At 60.9% G+C, this 19,865-nt stretch carries 20 protein-coding genes; 13 read left to right on the top strand and 7 right to left on the bottom strand.

Going from position 1 to position 19,865, the window contains the following annotated elements:
- Positions 1-7: 7 nt before the first annotated feature.
- From V8J82_RS21615 to V8J82_RS21605, 3 genes are all read right to left on the bottom strand, one after another.
- Entirely contained in the window at positions 8-1,528 is a 1,521-nt protein-coding gene (locus V8J82_RS21615; RefSeq protein ID WP_339978692.1) for a sugar ABC transporter ATP-binding protein, read from the bottom strand.
- Between the two features lie 156 nt (positions 1,529-1,684).
- The gene (gene gnd, locus V8J82_RS21610) at positions 1,685-3,088 is read right to left on the bottom strand and encodes an NADP-dependent phosphogluconate dehydrogenase (RefSeq protein WP_339978690.1); all 1,404 of its coding nucleotides are present in this window, start codon (positions 3,086-3,088) and stop codon (positions 1,685-1,687) included.
- On the bottom strand, positions 3,085-3,984 hold the full coding sequence (locus V8J82_RS21605; protein WP_339978687.1) for an SMP-30/gluconolactonase/LRE family protein: 900 nt from the start codon (positions 3,982-3,984) through the stop codon (positions 3,085-3,087). Before V8J82_RS21605 ends, gnd begins: the two co-directional genes overlap by 4 nt.
- An 85-nt stretch (positions 3,985-4,069) precedes the next feature.
- Between V8J82_RS21605 and V8J82_RS21600 the strand changes: the two genes are divergently transcribed.
- Positions 4,070-4,486 (top strand): GlcG/HbpS family heme-binding protein, encoded by a 417-nt coding sequence (locus V8J82_RS21600; protein WP_339978685.1) that lies wholly within the window; start codon positions 4,070-4,072, stop codon positions 4,484-4,486.
- Positions 4,417-5,346 carry an NAD(P)-dependent oxidoreductase gene (locus V8J82_RS21595; protein WP_339978938.1) on the top strand — a complete coding sequence of 310 codons (930 nt, stop codon included), beginning with the start codon at positions 4,417-4,419 and terminating at the stop codon, positions 5,344-5,346. The genes V8J82_RS21600 and V8J82_RS21595 overlap by 70 nt, the downstream gene beginning before the upstream one ends.
- Here V8J82_RS21595 and V8J82_RS21590 read toward each other — a convergent pair.
- Complete coding sequence (locus V8J82_RS21590) at positions 5,333-6,364, bottom strand: L-idonate 5-dehydrogenase (protein ID WP_339978682.1); 1,032 nt, start codon at positions 6,362-6,364, stop codon at positions 5,333-5,335. The two genes, V8J82_RS21595 and V8J82_RS21590, sit on opposite strands and share 14 nt — an antisense overlap.
- 9 nt (positions 6,365-6,373) lie before the next feature.
- Positions 6,374-7,321: a 2-hydroxyacid dehydrogenase gene (locus V8J82_RS21585; protein ID WP_339978679.1), complete on the bottom strand. Its 948-nt coding sequence runs from the start codon at positions 7,319-7,321 to the stop codon at positions 6,374-6,376.
- Positions 7,322-7,405: 84 nt separating this feature from the next.
- On the opposite strand from V8J82_RS21585, the gene V8J82_RS21580 reads away from it, so the two are divergent.
- The 11 genes from V8J82_RS21580 to V8J82_RS21530 all read left to right on the top strand — a co-directional run bounded on the left by V8J82_RS21580 (position 7,406) and on the right by V8J82_RS21530 (position 18,378).
- Complete coding sequence (locus tag V8J82_RS21580; protein WP_339978676.1) at positions 7,406-8,173, top strand: SDR family oxidoreductase; 768 nt, start codon at positions 7,406-7,408, stop codon at positions 8,171-8,173.
- A complete protein-coding gene (locus V8J82_RS21575; protein WP_339978673.1) occupies positions 8,164-8,679 on the top strand; it encodes a gluconokinase in 516 nt (171 codons plus the stop codon). Before V8J82_RS21580 ends, V8J82_RS21575 begins: the two co-directional genes overlap by 10 nt.
- The gene (locus V8J82_RS21570; protein ID WP_339978671.1) at positions 8,676-9,563 is read left to right on the top strand and encodes an NAD(P)-dependent oxidoreductase; all 888 of its coding nucleotides are present in this window, start codon (positions 8,676-8,678) and stop codon (positions 9,561-9,563) included. The genes V8J82_RS21575 and V8J82_RS21570 overlap by 4 nt, the downstream gene beginning before the upstream one ends.
- Positions 9,560-9,886, top strand: coding sequence for a hypothetical protein (locus V8J82_RS21565; protein WP_339978669.1), 327 nt, complete (start codon positions 9,560-9,562; stop codon positions 9,884-9,886). Before V8J82_RS21570 ends, V8J82_RS21565 begins: the two co-directional genes overlap by 4 nt.
- A gap of 102 nt (positions 9,887-9,988) precedes the next feature.
- The gene (locus tag V8J82_RS21560; RefSeq protein ID WP_339978667.1) at positions 9,989-11,023 is read left to right on the top strand and encodes a LacI family DNA-binding transcriptional regulator; all 1,035 of its coding nucleotides are present in this window, start codon (positions 9,989-9,991) and stop codon (positions 11,021-11,023) included.
- A 190-nt stretch (positions 11,024-11,213) separates the two neighbouring features.
- Positions 11,214-12,512 (top strand): amidohydrolase family protein, encoded by a 1,299-nt coding sequence (locus V8J82_RS21555; protein WP_339978665.1) that lies wholly within the window; start codon positions 11,214-11,216, stop codon positions 12,510-12,512.
- Positions 12,513-12,541: 29 nt separating this feature from the next.
- Complete coding sequence (locus V8J82_RS21550; RefSeq protein ID WP_339978662.1) at positions 12,542-13,525, top strand: BMP family protein; 984 nt, start codon at positions 12,542-12,544, stop codon at positions 13,523-13,525.
- Positions 13,526-13,531: 6 nt separating this feature from the next.
- Entirely contained in the window at positions 13,532-14,884 is a 1,353-nt protein-coding gene (locus tag V8J82_RS21545) for an amidase (protein ID WP_339978659.1), read from the top strand.
- Positions 14,881-16,407: an ABC transporter ATP-binding protein gene (locus V8J82_RS21540; RefSeq protein WP_339978657.1), complete on the top strand. Its 1,527-nt coding sequence runs from the start codon at positions 14,881-14,883 to the stop codon at positions 16,405-16,407. Before V8J82_RS21545 ends, V8J82_RS21540 begins: the two co-directional genes overlap by 4 nt.
- Positions 16,397-17,440: an ABC transporter permease gene (locus V8J82_RS21535; protein ID WP_339978936.1), complete on the top strand. Its 1,044-nt coding sequence runs from the start codon at positions 16,397-16,399 to the stop codon at positions 17,438-17,440. Before V8J82_RS21540 ends, V8J82_RS21535 begins: the two co-directional genes overlap by 11 nt.
- The gene (locus V8J82_RS21530) at positions 17,437-18,378 is read left to right on the top strand and encodes an ABC transporter permease (RefSeq protein ID WP_339978654.1); all 942 of its coding nucleotides are present in this window, start codon (positions 17,437-17,439) and stop codon (positions 18,376-18,378) included. Before V8J82_RS21535 ends, V8J82_RS21530 begins: the two co-directional genes overlap by 4 nt.
- On the opposite strand, the gene V8J82_RS21525 is transcribed toward V8J82_RS21530, so the two are convergent.
- Positions 18,375-18,662 (bottom strand): hypothetical protein, encoded by a 288-nt coding sequence (locus V8J82_RS21525; RefSeq protein ID WP_339978652.1) that lies wholly within the window; start codon positions 18,660-18,662, stop codon positions 18,375-18,377. The genes V8J82_RS21530 and V8J82_RS21525 overlap by 4 nt on opposite strands.
- An 87-nt stretch (positions 18,663-18,749) precedes the next feature.
- Positions 18,750-19,826 carry a hypothetical protein gene (locus V8J82_RS21520; RefSeq protein ID WP_339978650.1) on the bottom strand — a complete coding sequence of 359 codons (1,077 nt, stop codon included), beginning with the start codon at positions 19,824-19,826 and terminating at the stop codon, positions 18,750-18,752.
- Between the last annotated feature and the right edge of the window lie 39 nt (positions 19,827-19,865).

The raw sequence follows: 19,865 nt of genomic DNA, 5'->3' as shown, positions 1-19,865 counted from the left end.
GTTTCTTTCAGGCGGCTTCGTCACTGGCCGATGCGGCCTGGATGAGCGTTTCGGTGGTCAAAGTGTCGCCGGACAATTCTGCGACGACATGGCCGCGGCTGAATACAAGCGCGCGGTGACAGATATTGGCGATTTCTTCGAAATCGGTGGACACGACCAACACCCCCATCCCGGAGGCCAAAGCCTCATAGAGCAGATGGTAGATCTCGGCCTTCGCCCCGACATCGACACCGGCGGTCGGGTCTTCCGCGATCAGCAGGCGTCGCCCGGTGTCAAGCCAGCGGCCGACGACGATTTTCTGTTGGTTGCCGCCCGACAGCGCCTCGATAGCGAGGGTCGGGTCATTGGGTGACAAGCCCACTCGCGCACCCAGCTTTCGGGTCATCTCATCTTCTTGGCGACGGCCCATGATCTGCATCATACGGCGTCCCGTAGCGGCGGGGTTCATGAAGGCGTTTTCGCGAATGGTCAGAGCGGGCGCGATGGATTCCACCACACGATCTCCGGCAACAAATCCAATCCCGGACCGCATCGCGGCAATGGTCGAGCTTAGATCGGGGGCTGATCCATCAAGCTTCACCTCACCCTGATGGGGCGTGATCCCGTATAGAGCGCGGCCAATCTCTTCATGCCCGGCGCCGCGCAACCCGACCAATCCCACCAACTCACCATGATGCACATGGGCTTCGACCGGCCCGGCATTGGCCGTGCAAAAGCCCCTCAGTGACAGGACCTCACTGCCTTCCCGCGCCGCGGGACGTTCGATCTCACGGGTCTTGCGGCCGACGATCAGCGACACAAGCTCTTCGGGTGTGGTGTCCGCGATATCGCGTTCGCCCACCATCGACCCGTCGCGCAAAACCGCGACCCGGTCAGCGATCTTGAAAATCTCGTCCAAACGGTGGGAGACGTAAATCATGCCCACCCCTTTTTCGCGCAAGGGGCGCAACGCGGTGAACAACCGCTCGACCTCATCGGCGGGCAGGCTCGCCGTCGGCTCATCCAACACGAGGAAATCGCACTCCACCGCCAAGGCGCGTGCAATGGCGACCAGGGATTTCTCCGTCCGGCTCAGGCTTGAGACGCGTGCGGTCGGCGGAAACTCTGCATCGACCTTTTTCAACGCGTCGACGGCGATCGCTTCGACGGCGGGCCAATCGATAAAACGCCCCTTGCGCGGGTAACCCACGGCCATGGCGATGTTCTCTGCGACGCTCATCCATTCGATCAAGCCAAGATCCTGGTGAATGAAGGCAACCGCCTGGCGCTCGGTCACGGATCCGGCGACGTGACGATAGGGGGTGCCATCCACTGCAACCTGACCGCTATCGGCAGTGTGAATACCGCCCAGAACCTTGATCAGCGTGGATTTCCCGGCACCATTTTCGCCCAGAAGCGCGACAATCTCGCCACGTCCGATTCCCAGCGAAACGCCCTTGAGCGCCTGTGTACCCCCGAAGGATTTCACGATTGTATCGAAGGTCAAACCATCGGTATTTGCCAAGCCGAACCCTCCCAATACTGCCATCGCAGGTGCGGTTAACGATAACAGCGTCAATGATAACGCAGAGTGAGTCAAGGAAAAAGTTATCGATAACATTTTTACGGGTGCGTGAGTGAACTCAACGGAGTTAAACCGTCAATTTCCTTGATAAACCACGTTTTTTCAACGCATTATGTCGTTCTATACCGCCCAGGGTCCATGTTGCCCTGAGCTGCCATCGTCCAACCGCTCAAACCCGTGAAGGCCGAAGTAATCACGCTGGCCTTGGATCATATTCGCAGTGCCGCGCGCGGTGCGCATCGTGTCGAAATAGGCAAGCCCGGACGACAACGCGGGAACCGCGATCCCATGGGCGACCGCGGCCCCAACCACCTTGCGCAGCGCGACATGGGTTTCCGCCAAGATCTCCGCGAAGACAGGTGCAGCCATTAAAGCCCGCTTTGGATCGTCGGACAAAGCCGCTGCCATATCGTCCAACATGGCTGACCGAATGATACAACCCTCGCGCCAGACCCGCGCCACGTCGGGCAAGGACAGATCCCAACCGAATTCATTTGAGGCCGCGGCGATCATGCCGAAGCCCTGACTGTAGCATAGGATCTTGCCCGCGGTCAGCGCCTGTTCCATCTCATCCAATGTGATATCGCCGTTCAACGGCACGGGGCCTGTACCGAACAGTGCCTCCATCTCTGCGCGGGCGTCGCGCCGGGCCGACAGATTTCGGGCCGCAACGGCAGCTTCAATCACCGGAACCGGAGCGGCGATATGCTGTGCTTCAATCGCTGTCCAGCGGCCCGTGCCTTTCTGGCCCGCCGCATCGACGATCACATCCAAAAGCGGCCCATTCGTCGCTGCATCCTGCGTCCGCGCAACCGTCGCTGAAATCTCGATCAGGTAGCTTTTCAGCGGGCCGTCATTCCAACCCGAAAAGACATTGCCGATCTCGGGGGCCGTCATCTCCATCCCGTCGCGCATCAAGCCATAGGTTTCGGCAATCATCTGCATATCGGCATATTCGATCCCGTTATGCACCGTTTTCACAAAATGTCCGGCCCCTTCAGGGCCCAGATAGGCGACGCATGGCGACCCCTGGAAATCCGCCGCGATGGCGGTCAGAATGGTTTCGACCCGCGACCAATGGGCCGCGTCACCGCCAGCCATGATGGATGGCCCATTCCGCGCGCCCTCTTCCCCGCCGGACACACCAATGCCGAAAAAGCCGATATTGCCGGTGGCAGCGCTGCGCCGGTTGGTATCACGGAAATTGGCATTGCCCGCGTCGATGATCAGATCTCCGGGAGATAGAAGCGGGGCCAAAGCTGCGATTTGGTCGTCCACCGGCTGACCAGCGGGCACCATCAAGATGATCGCGCGCGGCGCACGGATCGCGGCGACCAGATCCTTCAGCGTTTCTGTCGGCGTGATCTGCGACGCCAAGAAGGGACCAGCTTCTTTGGCGAATTCCTGCGTCCGGGCCGTAGTGCGGTTCCAAACCGCCACCTCAAATCCGTTATCAGCGATGTTCAGCGCCAGGGCCGCCCCCATCGTGCCCAATCCGATCAATCCGATATCCGCGTCGCTCATGGGTATTGCACTCCGTTCCGGACAAGCGTGACCCGATACAGGCTCGTTGTCGCCGTGATGTAAAGTTCATGCTTGGCCCGTCCGCCAAAGCATACATTCGAGACCAGTTCTGGCACCAGGACCTTGCCCATCAGATGACCATCGGGCGCGATGCAATGCACGCCGTCTGCCGCGGAAGACCAGAGATTGCCATCGCTATCCACACGGAAACCATCTGCCGCGCCGGGATCGATCTGATGAAACACCTCGCCACCAGACAACGCGCCATCCTCGGCACAGTCCCAAACCCGGATATGCTGTGCGTCGTCAGAGAACATGCGCCCGGTATCGGCCACGTAGAGCAAGCGTTCATCGGGTGAGAACGCAAGGCCGTTGGGGCAATTCATATCGTCGATCATAACGTCCATCGCGCCAGTTGCGGGATCGACCCGGTAGACGACGCAAGGCAATTCCTGTTCGGACTGAAAGCCTTCGTAATTTGTCATGATCCCGTAATGCGGGTCCGAGAACCAGATCGAGCCGTCTGATTTCGCAACGACATCGTTGGGCGAATTCAAAGGCTTGCCGTCATAGCTGTCGGCGATCACCGTGATCTGGCCGTCCCATTCCGTCCGCGTCACGCGGCGCGTGCCATGTTCGCACGAGATCAAGCGGCCCTCCCGGTCGCGGGTATGGCCGTTGGCATAGTTGGAAGGTGCACGGAAGGTCGAGATGCCGACATCCGGCGTCCAACGCATGATTCGATTGTTGGGGATATCTGAGAAAAGGAGGCAATTGGCATCCCCGAACCAAACAGGTCCTTCAACCCAGTCGAAGCCTGTGGCCAGCTGCTTTACCGTGGCATTGCCCAGAACAAAGCGTCCAAAGCTTGGGTCAATGATTTCAAAATGCGACACCGGCCGGGGCCTCCTCTTCTTGCTTTGCTTCGCCGAACGTTATCGATAACATTATGGGAGTTCAATCGAAAGAAAGGCGGCGCCCATGTCCTTTACACAAAACAGCCGAATCCTCACGCATCAAGGGGCGATGGCGATGTTGCAGGCGGCCATCGCACGGGCAGAGGCCATGGGCCGCCCACAATGTATCGTGATCGTGGATGGCTCGGGGGAAGTCATTGCCGTGTGCCGGATGACCGGAGCGAAGTTTCTCAGCCGTAAATCCGCTATGGCCAAGGCGCTAACGGCAGCCTCGATCGGCGCTGACAGCACCAGCATTCCCGAGGCTGTGCGACCATTGATTGGATTGGCCACAGATGGCGCGGTGACGGGCTTGCCCGGTGGCTTGCCGATCATGGTCGAGGGCGCGCTCTTGGGCGGTATCGGCGTCGGATCGGGTACGGGAGACGAGGATATCGACGTGGCGCGGGCAGCGCTTGCCGCCATCGGGAGCGCGCCATGAGGGTTGCAGTTCTGGGCACCGGCCTGATGGGGGCACCTATGGCGCGGCGATTGCATATGGCGGGGCATGATCTGAGCGTCTGGAATCGGAGCCCGGACCGCGCCCTGCCACTGGCCGATATCGCGCGGATCGCCACCACCCCGGCCGAGGCCGTGCAGGACGCCGATATCGTGATCGCCATGCTGCTCGACGGACCCGCGACGCGGGCGGTCTTGCTGGATCATGGCGTGTTGGACGCTGCGCCGCCGGGCGCGCTCATCATCGACATGGGGTCTGTCGATCCTGAGACAGACCGTGCGCTTGGTCGGGAGGCCATCTCGCGGGGTCTCGTCTTTATCGATGCGCCGGTCTCAGGCGGCGTCGTGGGCGCCGAAGCCGGGAGCCTATCGATTTTCGTCGGCGGCAATGCCAAGGATTTCGATCGCGCGATGCCCATATTCGACGCGCTCGGGCGCCCCACCCATCTGGGTTCCATCGGCGCGGGGCAGACCGCGAAGCTCGCCAATCAAGTTATCGTGGCAATCACCATTGGCGCCGTGGCGGAGGGGCTGCGCCTGGCCCAAGCGGGTGGTTGCGATATCGCCGCAACGCGGGCGGCGCTGATGGGCGGCTTCGCCGATAGCCGGATTTTGGATCTGCACGGCGCACGCATGGTCGCAGGCGACTATGTGCCCGGCGGACGCTCTGTCGCCCAGCTCAAAGACCTGGACAATGCCGCAGCGCTGGCCAGCGAGAACGCTCTGTTCTTGCCGCTGTCAGACACCATCCGGGCCGGATTTCACGATCTGGTCACGCATCACGACGGGGCGGAGCTTGACCATTCCGCCTACTTCCACTGGCTTGAACTCAAGCGAAACTGATCTGAGCCTTCATCGCCTGGCTCCGGTCGCCTGCCATTTTGAACGCGGCCCGTGCATCCTCCAGGGGAAAATTGTGGGTGATGAACGGCTTCACATCGATGAGACCCTTCTGCATCAGGCTGACCCCGGTGAAGAATTCTTCATGGAAACGGAAGGAGCCTTTCAGGGACAGCTCCTTCGCCGTGAGCGTCTGCACCGGCACGGTCATGTCCCCGCCAAGGCCAAGCTGCATGATGGTACCGCCGGGGCGCATCGCATCAATTCCACTGGCCAAGGCGGGCGCCGCGCCAGAACACTCATACAACACATCAAACGTGCCCTTTTCGGCCGCAAACCCGGCCAGAGCGTCAGATGTCTCGGCCATATTGATAACCTCATCTGCCCCAGCTGCCTTGGCCATCTCTAACGGGAAGGGCCCAAGGTCTGTTGCCACGATCCGATCCGCACCGGCGCAACGTGCGGCCAGGATACTCAGCACCCCAATCGGCCCGCAGCCCGTCACCAATACAGATTTGCCCAGCATCGGACCAGCGCGACGCGTGGCGTGCAGGCACACGGCCAACGGTTCGGCCATCGCCGCCTCGCCCGCGGTCAATCCATCGGCAGGTGCGCATTGCGTCGCATCGGCCACCAGCACCTCGCGAAAGGCTCCTTGGATATGCGGGAAGGGCATGGCCGAGCCATAGAACCGCATGTTGAGGCATTGGTTGAACATGCCCTCGTCGCAGAAGCGGCAATTCCGACAAGGACGCGAGGGCGAGATGGCCACCAATTGACCCACCGAAAGCCCTTCGACACCCGCGCCCAAGGCTGTGATATGACCTGCCACTTCATGGCCCAGAACCATCGGTTCCTTCAGGCGCACAGTGCCGAAACCGCCATGGTTGAAGTAATGCAGGTCCGATCCGCAAATCCCGCCTGCAACCATCTTGATCTGCACCTCGCCCGGTCCAGGCGTCGCGACCTCTTGTTCTTCGATCCGCAGATCTTGGGCTGCGTGAATGACGATGGATTTCATGGCGCTCCCCTACACAACCGGCGTCAGCAGATCCTGACCGGCGAAATGCGCCGCCAGATTGTCGCGCATCAACTTGCCCATGTCCTTGCGCGTCTCCACTGTTCCCGAGGCCTGGTGGGGCTGAAGCATCACATTGGGCAGATCGAGGAAGCGTTTGTCGATATTCGGCTCGCCATCAAACACATCCAGCGCCGCACGGCCCAGCTTGCCGTTTTGCAACGCAGCGATCAGCGCATCCTCATCGATATTCGATGCGCGCGAGATGTTGATGATCATACCCTCAGGGCCAACCGCCTCTATCACGTCGGCATTCACGATATGGCGTGTCGCTGCCGAGGCCGCGAGCGTGACGAACAGATAATCCGAATGCGCGGCCAGCGCCTTGGCATCGGGCATAAAGGTCCAATCGGGGGCATAGTCCTTGGCTGCAACATCGCTATAGGCGATGTCCATATCGAACCCGGCAAGACGGCGCCCGACCTCAAACCCGATCCGGCCCAGACCCAGGATCCCAACCTTGCCGCCCCAGACCCGGCGCGTCAGATCCAGCATCCCGGTGCTGGCCCATTTGCCCTCTTCGACCCAAGCCTGTCCCGGCACGATACCGCGCGCCAGACCCAACATCATCGCGACGCCGAAATCTGCGACATCCTTCGTCAGAACGTCTGGCGTGTTCGTCACACGGATGCCCTTTTCGCGGCAGGCTTCGATATCTACGGCATCGAAACCGACGCCATAAACAGCAATCACTTCCAGGTTTGGGCAGGCCTCGATCACCGCGCGTGTGGCGCCAAGTTCGCCGCGCGTAGCGATGCCCAGAATACGCGGCCCGACCTCAGCCAACAGAGCCGCCTGGTCGGCGGCATCGTAATAGCGATGCATCGTAAACGCCGCGTCCAGCGGGCTTTGATCCCATTCAGGATATGGCCCCATCTGCAAGATATTTGGATTTGCCATGGCGCGTAATCTTCCCTGTTGACTCGATTTGTTATCGATAACATAAACAGGTCAAAGTCATGCTGTCGAGAGGAAATGCAAGCGATGAGTCTCAAACTATTCGACCTGACCGGCGCGCGCGCCCTTGTCACCGGCTCTTCGCAAGGGATCGGTTTTGCGCTTGCCAAAGGCTTGGCGGCAGCCGGGGCTGAAATCGTTCTAAACGGGCGGGATAAGGCAAAACTCGACGCCGCCGCAGCCGAGCTAGAGGCCACCGGGGCTACGGTCCAAAAACTGGCCTTCGACGTCACGGACCATGACGCCGTGCGCGATGCCATCGATGGGTTCGAAGCCGAAATCGGTGCCATTGATATCTTGGTGAACAATGCCGGGATGCAGCACCGCACGCCCCTGCAAGACTTCCCCGCAGATGCATTCGAAAAGCTCCTGCAAACCAATATCGCAAGCGTATTTCATGTGGGTCAGGCAGTGGCCAGGCACATGATCAAACGCGGGCGCGGCAAGATGGTAAACATCTGTTCGGTCCAGACCGCACTCGCCCGCCCGGGCATCGCGCCCTACACCGCAACCAAGGGCGCCGTGGCGAACCTGACCAAAGGTATGGCGACGGATTGGGCGCAATATGGGCTGCAATGCAACGGCCTTGCGCCCGGCTATTTCGACACGCCGCTTAACGCAGCCCTTGTTCAGGATGCCGAGTTCAGCGCTTGGCTCGAAAAGCGCACCCCTGCGGGCCGGTGGGGTCAAGTGGAAGAGCTTGTCGGCACCTGTATCTTCTTATCCTCCGACGCCTCGTCCTTCGTGAACGGCACCACCATTTTTGTAGATGGCGGGATCACCGCGTGCCTCTAGGCGGGCGTTATATCGTGATGGGCGTTGCCGGTGCGGGGAAAAGCCATATCGGCGCCGCCTTTGCACACCGCACAGGCGCCACCTTTATCGATGGCGACGATCTGCACCCCCCGGCAAACATCGCCAAGATGAGCCGCGGCGATCAATTGACCGATACTGATCGCTGGCCTTGGCTTACACGGGTCGGCACCGCCTTGACCGAAGGTAATAGCAAAACCGGCATCGTCATCGGCTGTTCCGCCCTGAAACGCGCCTATCGGGACCATATCAGATCTATCGCCGGAGAGGTCACGTTTGTCCTGCTGGATGGCTCCTATGAGCTTCTGACCAAACGCATGTCTGCACGGACCCATCATTTCATGCCGACCTCACTGCTGGACGGCCAATTGGCAACGCTTGAGCGGCCCGATCCAGACGAAACCGCGATTGTTGTCGGGATCAATGCTGCACCCGATGCCATAGTGACTGATATCTTGACCCAATTGACCGAAAGGACGCCCTCATGAGCGTGAATATTGCCCTAATCGGAGCGGGAGCCATGGGCGGCGCCATCGGAACGCGCCTGGTCGAAACCGGCAATCAGGTGCAGGTATTCGATCTGGATGCCGAAAGGGTCGCATCGCTGGTCGACAAGGGCGCATTGGCAGCCGACAGCGCCGCCGCTGCTGCCGCTGCGTCAGATTACGTGATCACCAGTCTGAATGCGCCCAAGATCGTCGATTTGGCGGTATTCGGTTCAGAGGGTGTGGCACAGGGCGCCAAGCCCGGCACGTTGATCATCGACATGTCCTCAATCGATCCCGATGCCACCAAAGATCTGGCAGCGCGGGCAGCCGAACGGGGCCTGCGCTGGGTCGACAGCCCACTTTCGGGCGGCGCGCCCAAGGCCCTGATCGGGGAGCTGACCCTGATGGCGGGCGGCGCGGCGCAAGACGTGGCCGATGCCCATGAGGTCCTTAAGCACGTCGCGACGAATTACACCCATATGGGGCCCGTCGGCGCTGGTCAGACCACCAAGCTGATCAACCAGGTCTTGTGTGGCCTTGGCTTTATGGCGGTGGCCGAGGCCACGCAGCTTGCACTCGATGCCGGCGTCGATGCCGCGAAAGTGCCGCAAGCGCTCCGGGGAGGGCGTGCCGATAGCTCGATCCTGCAGGAATACATGCCGCGCTTTGCAACCAAGGATTATCACCGCACAGGCCGGATCGACAACATGGTTAAGGACTTGGAAGGCGCCCACGATCTGGCGCGCCGCACCCATACCTCGATGCCGCTGACCGCGCTCAGCCTCGAAATTCACCGCATGTTAACCGCCGCTGGACTGGGCGGCGAAGACCAAGCCGCATTAATGGAATTCTTCCAAGGTCCCAACAAGGAGCATTTCGAATGATCACCCGTTTCGCCCTGTTCGAAGGCCACATCCATGACGGCCAGACCGATGCTTTCCGCCAAGCCGTACAAGACCGCCTTGTGCCGCTTTGGACGCAATTTCCCGGCCAAACCGGTGTACGCGTCATGTTCAGCGATGACCGTGACGCAGGCGCACCGGAATTTCCGCTGATCCTGGCGATCTCCTACCCGGATATGGAGACGATGACCGCCGCGCTCGACAGCCCGGCCCGCAGCCAATCCCGCGATGTGACGGGTGAAATCGTCGATCGCTTCTTCGACGGGCGCATCCATCATCACGTGACCTCTGCACATGAATTTTGACCGCACCGCTTTGCGGTAAAAAATGTTATCGATATCATCATGCTGGACACAATCTATCCGTCATGCGATCTTTGCCGCAGAGGTAACGTGCAGGCCGGTTGAGTGAATAAAACATCCCAAGCACATCGCGCGGTCACGATGAAAGATGTGGCCAAATCGGCTGGCGTGTCGGTCATGACCGTCAGCCGGGCGTTTAAGAATGACAGCTCGGTCAAAGAAAAGACCCGCGATCATATCCGCAAAACGGCGGAAGAGATGGGCTATGTCTTTGACAGCCTGGCCTCTAACCTTCGAACACAGCGGTCGAATTTCGTCGCCATCGTGATCCCTTCGGTCAACAATGCCAACTTCGCCGATACTGTGCGGGGCCTCAGCGATGAGATCGAGGCCAGCGGTCGGCAATTATTGATCGGCAACTCGAACTACGATGTTCAGCGCGAGGAAAAGCTGATCGATCAGCTGCTGCAGCGCCGACCGGAAGCGATTGTGCTGACCGGCGGGCGCCACACAGACCGCGCCCGTCAGCGTCTGCAATCGGCTGGCATCCCGGTTGTGGAAACCTGGGATTTGCCCGAAGATCCCATCGGCCATGTGGTGGGCTTTTCAAACTCCGCAACCATGGAGGCATTGGTCGCCCATATTGCTGCCTCCGGGCGCAGTCGGATCGCCTTTATCGGTGGCGACGGCAATGGCGACACAAGGGGTGCGGAACGGCGCCGTGGCTTTGTGCAGGCGATGGAGGCGCGGGGCCTGCCCGCTGACCGCCTGGTCGGCATCGGAAGCCCACCGGCTTCGATGCATTCCGGGGCCGAGGCGATGGCCCGCCTTCTGAACGATCAGCCGGATGTCGAGGCCGTCATGGCCGTTTCTGATCTGGCGGCCTTTGGTGCATTGACCGAATGCATGCGCCGCGGGATCTCCGTGCCAGGACAGATCGCGATCGCGGGGTTCGGCGCCTATGATATCGCAGCGGTTAGCGTCCCGCCCTTGACGACCATTGATGTGACGCCACGGGCCATCGGGCAAAAAGCAGGCGCAATGATCGTTTCTCTGCTGGACGGACAGGGCTTGCCGGGTGACGCCCCGCAAATCGTGGAAATTCCCACAACGCTTTCAGTGGGTGGGACCGCGCCCTGAACTCTATCCCAGTATAAGATCTTCGGACCACAGACTCGCCAAACCCAAAGGCGCGACACTGTTCCGCGCCAAGGCCTCAGCTTTGTCGAAATCTTGTGCGGATCCAGAATGCCAACCCGCGAAACCTGAGAAAAAAATAGCAGTCGCCGTGAAACACTCTTAGTGTCTGGTCGAACGAAGGGGGACGGGGATGCTGGATATCCTCATCAAGCAGGTCCATCTGCCGGATGGACCTAAACTGGTAGACGTTGCGATTTCGGGTGAGAAAATTGCCGAGATTGCACCAACCATTGAGGCGGATGCGCAAGAGGTAATCGATGGATCGGGCTGCTTGCTCGCTCCGCCCTTTGTCGACCCCCATTTCCACATGGATGCCACGCTCAGCCTTGGGCAACCCCGCCTAAACAATAGCGGCACCCTCCTGGAGGGCATCGCGCTCTGGGGCGAGTTGAAGCCGCTTTTGACCCCCGAGGCCGTGATCGAGAGGGCCCTGCGTTATTGCGATCTGGCCGTGTCACAGGGGCTGCTGTCGATCCGCACCCATGTCGACGTGTCCACCGCGCCACTGGTCGGGGTCGAGGCCTTGATCGACGTCCGCAAACAGGTTGCCCCCTATATCGATCTGCAGCTTGTCGCCTTTCCACAAGACGGGCTCTACCGCGCAGCCGGGACCGAGGAAAACCTGCTTCGCGCGCTGGATCTGGGTGTCGATGTCGTAGGGGGCATTCCGCATTTCGAACGGACGATGGCCGATGGCGCCCGTTCCGTTACGCGACTGGCCGAAATCGCGGCGGAGCGTGGTTTGCAGCTTGATCTGCATTGCGACGAAAGCGACGATCCGATGTCGCGCCATGTCGAAACCCTGGCCTATGAGGCGACGCGGCTTGGCCTGGGCGACCGCGTCGTGGCCAGCCATGTCACCGCGATGCATTCCTACGACAATTACTACGCCACCAAGCTGATCCCCTTGATCGCGGAATCCGGCATGCATGTCGTGCCCAATCCGCTGATCAACATCACGCTTCAGGGACGATCAGACACCTATCCCAAACGCCGCGGTCTGACCCGTGTACCGGAACTGCGCGCAGCGGGCGTCAACGTGGCCTTCGGGCAGGATTGCACCATGGATCCGTGGTACTCTCTAGGGTCCGCCGACATGTTGGAGGTCGCCCATATGGGCGTTCACGCCGTGCCGATGACCTCGCGCGAGGCGATGGCATGGGCCTTCCAATCCGTCACGCTGAACGGCGCCAAATCGATGGGGTTGCCCGACCCGACCTTGCGTAAGGGAGGTCCGGCAAACATGGTCCTTCTGCAGGCCCGCGATCCCATCGAAGCGGTGCGCCTCAAAGCCACGCGGCTGGCCGTGATCCGCAGCGGTAAGGTCATTTCCCGAACGCCGCCTAGGATCGCAACACTCGATCTTTCCGGACGGCCCGACAACGTGAACCCGGCCGATTACGCCCCTGTTCAACACACCAAATCATAACAAACGTCATAACAGCGAGAGGACATTCCATGAAACTCACACCCACACGCCGTCAATTGATGGTCGGCGCCGCAGCCACCCTGGCCCTACCCGCCTATATCCGCCGCACCAACGCCCAAAGCGTGGTACGCGTCGCCGCGGTGCACGGCTCGCCCGTCGAAAACGCCTGGAACAGCCGCATTCACCTGGCCTTCCAAGAAGCCGCCTCTGCCGGTGCCATCGAATATGAGTTTTCCGAGGGCGTCGCGCCGACCGACTATCCCCGCGCCATGGCGGAATATGCCGATGCCGGCGCGCAGTTGGTTTGGGGTGAATCCTACGCTGTTGAGCGTGAGGCGCGCGAAGTGGCTGCGGATTACCCCGATACGGCCTTCCTGATGGGCTCTTCCGGCGGTGCGCAAGGCGACAATTTCGGCGTCTTCGGCACGCGCAACCACGAAGCGGCCTATCTTGCGGGGATGCTGGCCGGTCAGATGTCTGAGACGGGCACGTTCGGCTCCGTCGGTGGTTACCCGATCCCCGAGGTCAACATGGTCATCAACGCTTTCCGCGCGGGCGTGACCGAGGTGAACCCCGATGCCACCTTCCTGAATGGTTTCATCGGTGCGTGGTTCGATCCGGCTCGCGCGAAAGAGGCCGGGATCGCGCAGATCGATGCGGGCGCTGACATCCTGTTCGGGGAACGGATCGGCACCGCCGATGCCGCCGAGGAGCGTGGGATCAAGGCCATTGGCTCACTGATAGACTACACGCCGCGTTATCCCGGCACGGTTTTTGCTAATGCGATCTGGAACTACGGCCCCACGATCGAAGCCATCGTCGCCGATCTACAGGCAGGCAATCCCGTGGGTCGTGACTACACCGAGTTTTCCTTCATGTCTTATGGCGGGAATGAGTTGATCTTCGACGCCGCCCAAGTGCCCGCCGATGCGCTACCGGTGATGGAGGCCAAGCAGGCCGCCGTTGTGGCCGGTGAATTTGAGGTGCCGATGGATGGGGAAGAGCCCGCCTGATCCACCATGCACGATGCGACGGCCCTCGCTGCCGCCATCGCCGCGGGGCACATCAGTGCCGCTGAGGTGATGGAGGCGACCCTCACCGCCTGCTCAGCGCAGGCGGATTTGGGGGCTGTCGTATATATTGACGCCGAAATGGCGCGGGCCGAGGCCGCAGCAGCAGATGCGGTGCCCCATGATGCGCGCGGGCTGTTCCATGGCATTCCCATTCTTATGAAAGATTTGGGTGCCGAAGCCCGTGGCCTACCCGCTGCGGCAGGCTCCACCGCCTTTCGCCGTCAGGCCTATGTGCCCGAGACCGACAGCGATCTGGCCTCCGCCTTCCGCGCCATGGGCCTGATCCCTTTCGGCCTGACCGCGACACCGCCTTTTGGTCTGTCGCTCACATGCTTGCCCGACGGGCTGCCATCCACCCGCAATCCCTGGGATCTGACACGCACGCCCGGTGGCTCTTCAGGCGGAGCCTCAGCAGCTGTTGCGGCTGGGATCGTTGCACTTGCCCATGCCACTGACGCCGCCGGTTCGATCCGCGTACCCGCCGCCTGTTGCGGCCTGACTGGTTTGAAACCGTCTCGCGGCGCGGTACCGGGCGGCCCAACTTACAATAACCACCTGATGGGCATCGCCTCGGAGTTTCTGCTGGCCCGTTCTGTGCGTGATATTGCAACCGCCTTCGGATTGCTTGGGTCGGATGATACGGACCTACCAGACAGACCGCGCATCGGCCTTGCTCTGCCTGACCGCTGCGACTCCATTCAACGCCGCGCAGCCGAGCAAGCCGCCACCGCTTTGCAGGATGCTGGATGTGTGATCCGCCCTATCGCTGCGCCCGACCAGCTTGGCGGACAGGCCCATGATATTGCGCTACAGATTCTTTCTGTATCTCTCGCCGATTGGCTCGCCGCGCGCGAAGTCGCCTTTGCCAATGTGCCACCCCTCGCTGCGACCCATGCCGCGCAGGGCCGTGCCATGTCAGCGACCAAGCTTTTTGCTCTAACCCGCGCTATGCAGCAGGTGATGCAAACCACGTGCGCCCTTTTCCAGAATATCGATGCGATCTTGATGCCCGTTCTCGCCCAGGCGCCGCTGCCCTTTGATGCGCTGGATCTCTCCGGCACGGATCTCGACGCCCATTTCGCAGGGATGGAAAGCTTCGCCCCCAATGCCGCGATTGCCAATGTTGCGGGCCTGCCTGCGCTTGCCCTGCCCTTCGGTGTCGACAGCGGCCTACCCCTGGGCGTGCAACTCATGGGACCACCTGGCACGGATGCGCGCCTCCTCAACCTTGGTGCGTTGGTCGAAGCGCGGGCCCCCGCCCTGACCTTCCCCGGTCCCATCGCGGGGCTCCCCATATGACCAAGGTCCTCGAACTCACCGGGATTACCAAACGCTTCGGCGCGCTCACCGCCAATGACGACGTCAGCCTGTCGCTTGCCCAGGGCGAAATCCTGGCTCTTTTGGGGGAAAACGGTGCCGGAAAAACCACACTGATGAACATCCTGTTCGGTCACTACACCGCGGATGCGGGTCATATCCGACTCTTCGGCCAGGATCTGCCCCCCGGCCAGCCCCGCGCAGCGATTGAGGCGGGCGTGGGTATGGTGCATCAACACTTTACGCTCGCCCACAATCTGACCGTGCTCGACAACATTATGTTGGGGTCGGAGCCATTGTCGCGCCTGCGTTCCGCGCGAAGCGGGACTCGTACAAAACTGATCCAGATCGCTGACCGTTTCGGCCTACCCGTGGACCCTGACGCCAAGATCAGCACCCTGTCTGTCGGTGAACGCCAGCGCGTCGAAATTCTGAAGGCACTCTACCGCGACGCGCGCGTGCTGATCCTGGATGAGCCCACAGCCGTCCTTGCCCGCCCAGAGGCGCAGCGTCTGTTCGAAACCCTACGCGAGATGACCCGCGAGGGCCTGTCTCTGATTTTCATCAGCCACAAGTTGCACGAGGTGATGAGCGCGTCGGATCGCGTTGCCGTCTTACGCGGTGGTAAAATGGTGGCCGAGCGTGTCACGTCGCAAACCAATCCAGCCGAACTGGCTGAGCTGATGGTGGGCCGCAAGGTCGAACGCCCTATGCGCCAGGCACATAAGATCGGCGCGCCGGTTTTGGTGGCCAAAAACGTCTCGGTGGGACCGTCCGAAGCCAGGCAGCTAGAGGATGTCTCGTTTATCGTTCGATCCGGCGAAATCCTTGGCATTGTCGGTGTCTCCGGCAATGGTCAGGCCGCGCTCGGTGCCCTCTTGTCGGGCCTTACCTCGCCCAGCAGCGGCAGTCTCATGTTGAACGGAATTGACGCCGCGCGGCTCGGACCCCGTGGTCTCATCGGCAACGGCGCGGGACGGGTGCCCGAGGATCGCAATACCGAAGGTGTGGTGGGTGAGTTGAGCATCTGGGAAAACGCTGTTCTGGAACGGCTGCGCAGCCCCGATTTCTCACACAGGGGTTTCGTGCGACGGACGGCCTGTAAAGATTACGCCGCGGGCCTGATCGACCGCTTCGACATCCGCGGCGCCACGCCAGACACGCGCACCCGGTTATTGTCCGGTGGCAACATGCAAAAACTTGTTCTGGGGCGCGTTCTGTCAAACGATCCGCAATTCGTGCTGGTCAACCAGCCGACCCGCGGCCTCGATGAAGGCGCCATTGCCGCTGTCCATTCCGAATTGCTCGCCGCGCGCGGCAACGGCGCGGCGATGCTGCTGATTTCCGAGGAATTGGAGGAGGCCGTCGCATTGTCCGATCGGATCCAAGCCATCGTGAAGGGCCGCCTCTCCGATCCAGTCGCCGCCGAAGAGGCGGATCCTCAGCGCCTTGGCCTGATGATGGCCGGTATCTGGACGGAACCGGAGAATGCTCATGCGTCTTGAGCGCCGCGCCCAGACACCGCTTTCTGTTGTCATCCTGGTGCCACTTGTCGCCATTTTTGCCGCGTTGCTGCTCGCCGCGGGTCTGATCGCGGCGGCGGGTGTGAACCCTCTGACCGCCTATGCCGAAATGCTGCGCGGCGCGCTCGGCTCGCGGCTGGCCATCACCGAGATGCTGACCCGTGCCACACCCTTGATCTTCACCGGCCTGGCCGCCGCCATCGCCTTTCGCGCCCGTCTTTGGAACATTGGCGCAGAGGGCCAATTTTTCGTGGGTGCGCTCGCCACCGCCGCCATCGGCCATACGCTCGGGGTGCCCGGCTGGCTTGGCATTCCGCTCCTGATGCTGGCAGGTATGGCTGCGGGCGCGCTGTTGCTGGCCGGTCCGGCCTTTCTGCGCCTGCGCTTTGGTGTCGATGAGGTCGTCACGACGCTCTTGCTGAATTTCATCGTGATCCTTTTTGTCGGCCTTATGATCGAAGGCCCGATGCGCGACCCACTCGCCTTCGGTTGGCCGGCCTCCGTGCCCGTCGACGGCGCCTTCCGCCTGCCCGATCTGGTGCCCCGCACGCGGCTGCATATCGGGCTGCTCTTTGCGATTGCCGCCGCCGGGATCGTCTGGTTGGTTCTCGCGCGCACCGTCTTTGGCGCCGAGACACGGGCCGCCGGCTTCAACGCTCAAGCCGCCGCCTTTGCGGGCGTGTCTCTGCCGCGCACGATCATGGGTGTGGCGCTTCTGTCCGGCGCGCTCGCCGGGCTTGCCGGATCGGTTGAGGTCATGGGGGTCACTGCGGGCGTTACGACTACGATGAGCCCCGGTTTCGGCTATGCGGGCATCGTCGTGGCCATGCTGGCCGCTTTGCATCCCGCGGGGGTCGTTGGCTCCGCCGTGTTCATCGCGACTGTCTTTGTCGGCGCCGACGCGATGGGCCGTGCCACGGGTGTGCCCAGTTTCATCGCCGATGTCATCGTCGCGCTGTGCCTGCTCACGATGCTGGTGGCACTTTTGTTCACAACCTACCGGATCCGCCGATGACAGATGCGATTGACCTTCTGCTGAATACCAGCCTCTGGGCGGCCGTCCTGCGCATCGCGACGCCGTTGATCTTCGGTGTGCTCGGCGCGCTGCTCTGTGAGCGCGCGGGCGTGCTTAACCTGGGGATCGAGGGCATCATGACCATGGGCGCGATGACCGGTTGGCTCGCCGTGTTCCTCGGCACCCCACTCTGGATGGGCCTTCTGGTCGCGGTGATCTGTGGCGCCTTGATGGGCCTGATCCATGCAGCGCTGACCGTGCCGTTGGGCCTATCGCAACACGTATCTGGGTTGGGGATCACACTCTTTGCATCGGCGCTCGCCGCCTATCTCTATCGGCTGATTGTCGAGGTTGGCGACTTGCCCCCCGCGATCGAGCCATTCCGCCCGATCGATCTGCCCCTGCTCTCCGATATTCCGGCCCTGGGGCCAGTTCTGTTTTCCCAAACGCTGCCCACTTATCTCGCGCTTCTGGCTGTTGCACTGATGGCCTATGTCCTTTTTCGCACACCGCTCGGCCTTGCCATCCGGATGACCGGCGAAAACCCCCACGCGGTAGAGGCCCAGGGGCTCAACCCCAACCATATCCGCATCTGTGCCGTTGTCGTGGGCTCGGCGTTGATGGCCATGGGCGGCGCGTTCCTGACCATGGCGGCCTTCGACAGCTTCTTTCCCGGCATGGTGCAGGGTCGTGGCTGGATCTGTATCGCACTGGTCGTCTTCGCATCCTGGCGTCCGGGCAAAGCACTGATCGGAGCGTTACTCTTCGCGTTCTTTGATGCCTATCAACTGCGCCTACAAACGACATTGGACGCCGTGCCCTATCAACTCTTCCTGATGGCGCCGTATGTTTTGTCGATCCTCGCTCTCATCTTGGTGGCCCGCCGCGCAGAGGTGCCCGCCGCGCTCATGAGCCCTTTCCGCCGGGGCGAACGCTAGACCGCCAGACGCGGAGTCAACCCGCTGGGAACGATCAACGCCGCAGGTCTGCGGCGGATTTGACTCGCAAAGCCAAGAAGAGCGCTCAACCAATGTTTTGGAATAGCACCATCGAACTGATTGGCTTTTATGCCGTCGTACTTTCTGAAAACAGCTTGGTATGACAGCGAACAGGCGCAGATCACGGTGAGCGTGTGATTAGCGCGCTCGATACAGAGCCGCCATTTCGAACCTGATTTTCTTTGCAAAAGACTTTGAAAATACAAGCGCTTCTCGGCTGGCATCCATGACAACCGAGAAGCACATTAATCTGCCAAATACCGTTATCAGCCTTCGTTTTTGCAGGCGCATATGTGACGGCGAAGCTCTGGCTAGAACGCAGGTTGCGGCAGAACAGTTGTCATATTTGTGGTGGCAGTCAGGATTTCGAGCATCTTGGCGCCATTGCGCATGACCCAAGGCGTGTTTTCTTCACGCGTCCAGCTCTGGGTGATGAACGTCGGCGGCCCGGTAAATGCCGCGGCACCATCGGCAAGTTCTTCTTTATAGAGTGTGTTGATCCGGTCCTCGATATGGCCACCAAGATCGCGCCGATGCACTTTATGGCCGTAACGGCTGACCGGATATTCTGCGCTGCCGGGAAGCGCCGTAATCGACCGGTATTCGTTGCGAATGCCGGATTTCGACATCGGAGCGGGAACTTGAACCACCAGGTAATCCTGTTTCATCAACAGATCCATATAGAGGATCAGCTCAAACCGGCGCTCATAAGTGGCGCGCAGAGGTTCAAGGCTGGTCACATTCCGCGCAACCAGGCGCGAGCTTTCCAGTTGGGTCAAAACATCCAATTTCTCGGCATCGTGTCCCGGTGTGTACTGCAATTCCAGCAGCACATTCTGAACTTCGGTAAAGCTGCGCTGAACCTCACCGCGCAGCACCGAACGTAGCGTTTCGGGATGCCCGTCGGTCAAATCACCGCTGCTTGAATGCATAGACGCAACCGCCGAGGCCAGGCCCTTTTTGCGCAGCAACGACACGGTGTCTTTGCTGATACCTCGCAAGACAGCTTTCACAACCGTTCGATTGGCGAGATTGGTTTGGGCGGCATCGAGAAACGGCTTCAATTGCGATGTCTTGATCCGCGATGCCGCACGGTTGATGACGCGACCAGCGGCCGAGCCCATAAGCATCGCACCAATCGGTGCCGCAGTGATCGCAGCTCCCGCACCCGCCAGTAGAATGGTCAGGGCGATTTCGGCCTTGAGATCGTCGGCAGCCTGTTGTCGAGCCAGCGTCTGGTTGTACCTGTCAAAGGCCCGCGAATAAGAGGTACACAAGACATCAAGCGGGCCCCTAATCCAGGCATCCGCGTTGGTCTGACACTGCTCTCGCATCTTCTCGAGCCGTTGGTCGATGGTCAATTCGGCCATCATTGTCACTTCAGCCATCTCGGCCTCCCGCATGCAGCGTGAAATTCAGGAAATCAA

This window comes from Gymnodinialimonas mytili (genome assembly GCF_037544085.1).
In the GTDB taxonomy this organism is placed as follows: Bacteria; Pseudomonadota; Alphaproteobacteria; order Rhodobacterales; family Rhodobacteraceae; genus Gymnodinialimonas; species Gymnodinialimonas mytili.
The sequence above is the reverse complement of the archived record's forward strand: the minus strand, read 5'-3'. Positions and strand labels throughout refer to the sequence as shown.

Coding starts and splice junctions, on each gene's coding strand:
- V8J82_RS21615 (WP_339978692.1), bottom strand. CDS start 1,528: ATGGCAGTATTGGGAGGGTTCGGCTTGGCAAATACCGATGGTTTGACC.
- gnd (WP_339978690.1), bottom strand. CDS start 3,088: ATGAGCGACGCGGATATCGGATTGATCGGATTGGGCACGATGGGGGCG.
- V8J82_RS21600 (WP_339978685.1), top strand. CDS start 4,070: ATGTCCTTTACACAAAACAGCCGAATCCTCACGCATCAAGGGGCGATG.
- V8J82_RS21590 (WP_339978682.1), bottom strand. CDS start 6,364: ATGAAATCCATCGTCATTCACGCAGCCCAAGATCTGCGGATCGAAGAA.
- V8J82_RS21585 (WP_339978679.1), bottom strand. CDS start 7,321: ATGGCAAATCCAAATATCTTGCAGATGGGGCCATATCCTGAATGGGAT.
- V8J82_RS21580 (WP_339978676.1), top strand. CDS start 7,406: ATGAGTCTCAAACTATTCGACCTGACCGGCGCGCGCGCCCTTGTCACC.
- V8J82_RS21570 (WP_339978671.1), top strand. CDS start 8,676: ATGAGCGTGAATATTGCCCTAATCGGAGCGGGAGCCATGGGCGGCGCC.
- V8J82_RS21565 (WP_339978669.1), top strand. CDS start 9,560: ATGATCACCCGTTTCGCCCTGTTCGAAGGCCACATCCATGACGGCCAG.
- V8J82_RS21555 (WP_339978665.1), top strand. CDS start 11,214: ATGCTGGATATCCTCATCAAGCAGGTCCATCTGCCGGATGGACCTAAA.
- V8J82_RS21550 (WP_339978662.1), top strand. CDS start 12,542: ATGAAACTCACACCCACACGCCGTCAATTGATGGTCGGCGCCGCAGCC.
- V8J82_RS21545 (WP_339978659.1), top strand. CDS start 13,532: ATGCACGATGCGACGGCCCTCGCTGCCGCCATCGCCGCGGGGCACATC.
- V8J82_RS21540 (WP_339978657.1), top strand. CDS start 14,881: ATGACCAAGGTCCTCGAACTCACCGGGATTACCAAACGCTTCGGCGCG.
- V8J82_RS21535 (WP_339978936.1), top strand. CDS start 16,397: ATGCGTCTTGAGCGCCGCGCCCAGACACCGCTTTCTGTTGTCATCCTG.
- V8J82_RS21530 (WP_339978654.1), top strand. CDS start 17,437: ATGACAGATGCGATTGACCTTCTGCTGAATACCAGCCTCTGGGCGGCC.
- V8J82_RS21525 (WP_339978652.1), bottom strand. CDS start 18,662: ATGCCAGCCGAGAAGCGCTTGTATTTTCAAAGTCTTTTGCAAAGAAAA.
- V8J82_RS21520 (WP_339978650.1), bottom strand. CDS start 19,826: ATGGCTGAAGTGACAATGATGGCCGAATTGACCATCGACCAACGGCTC.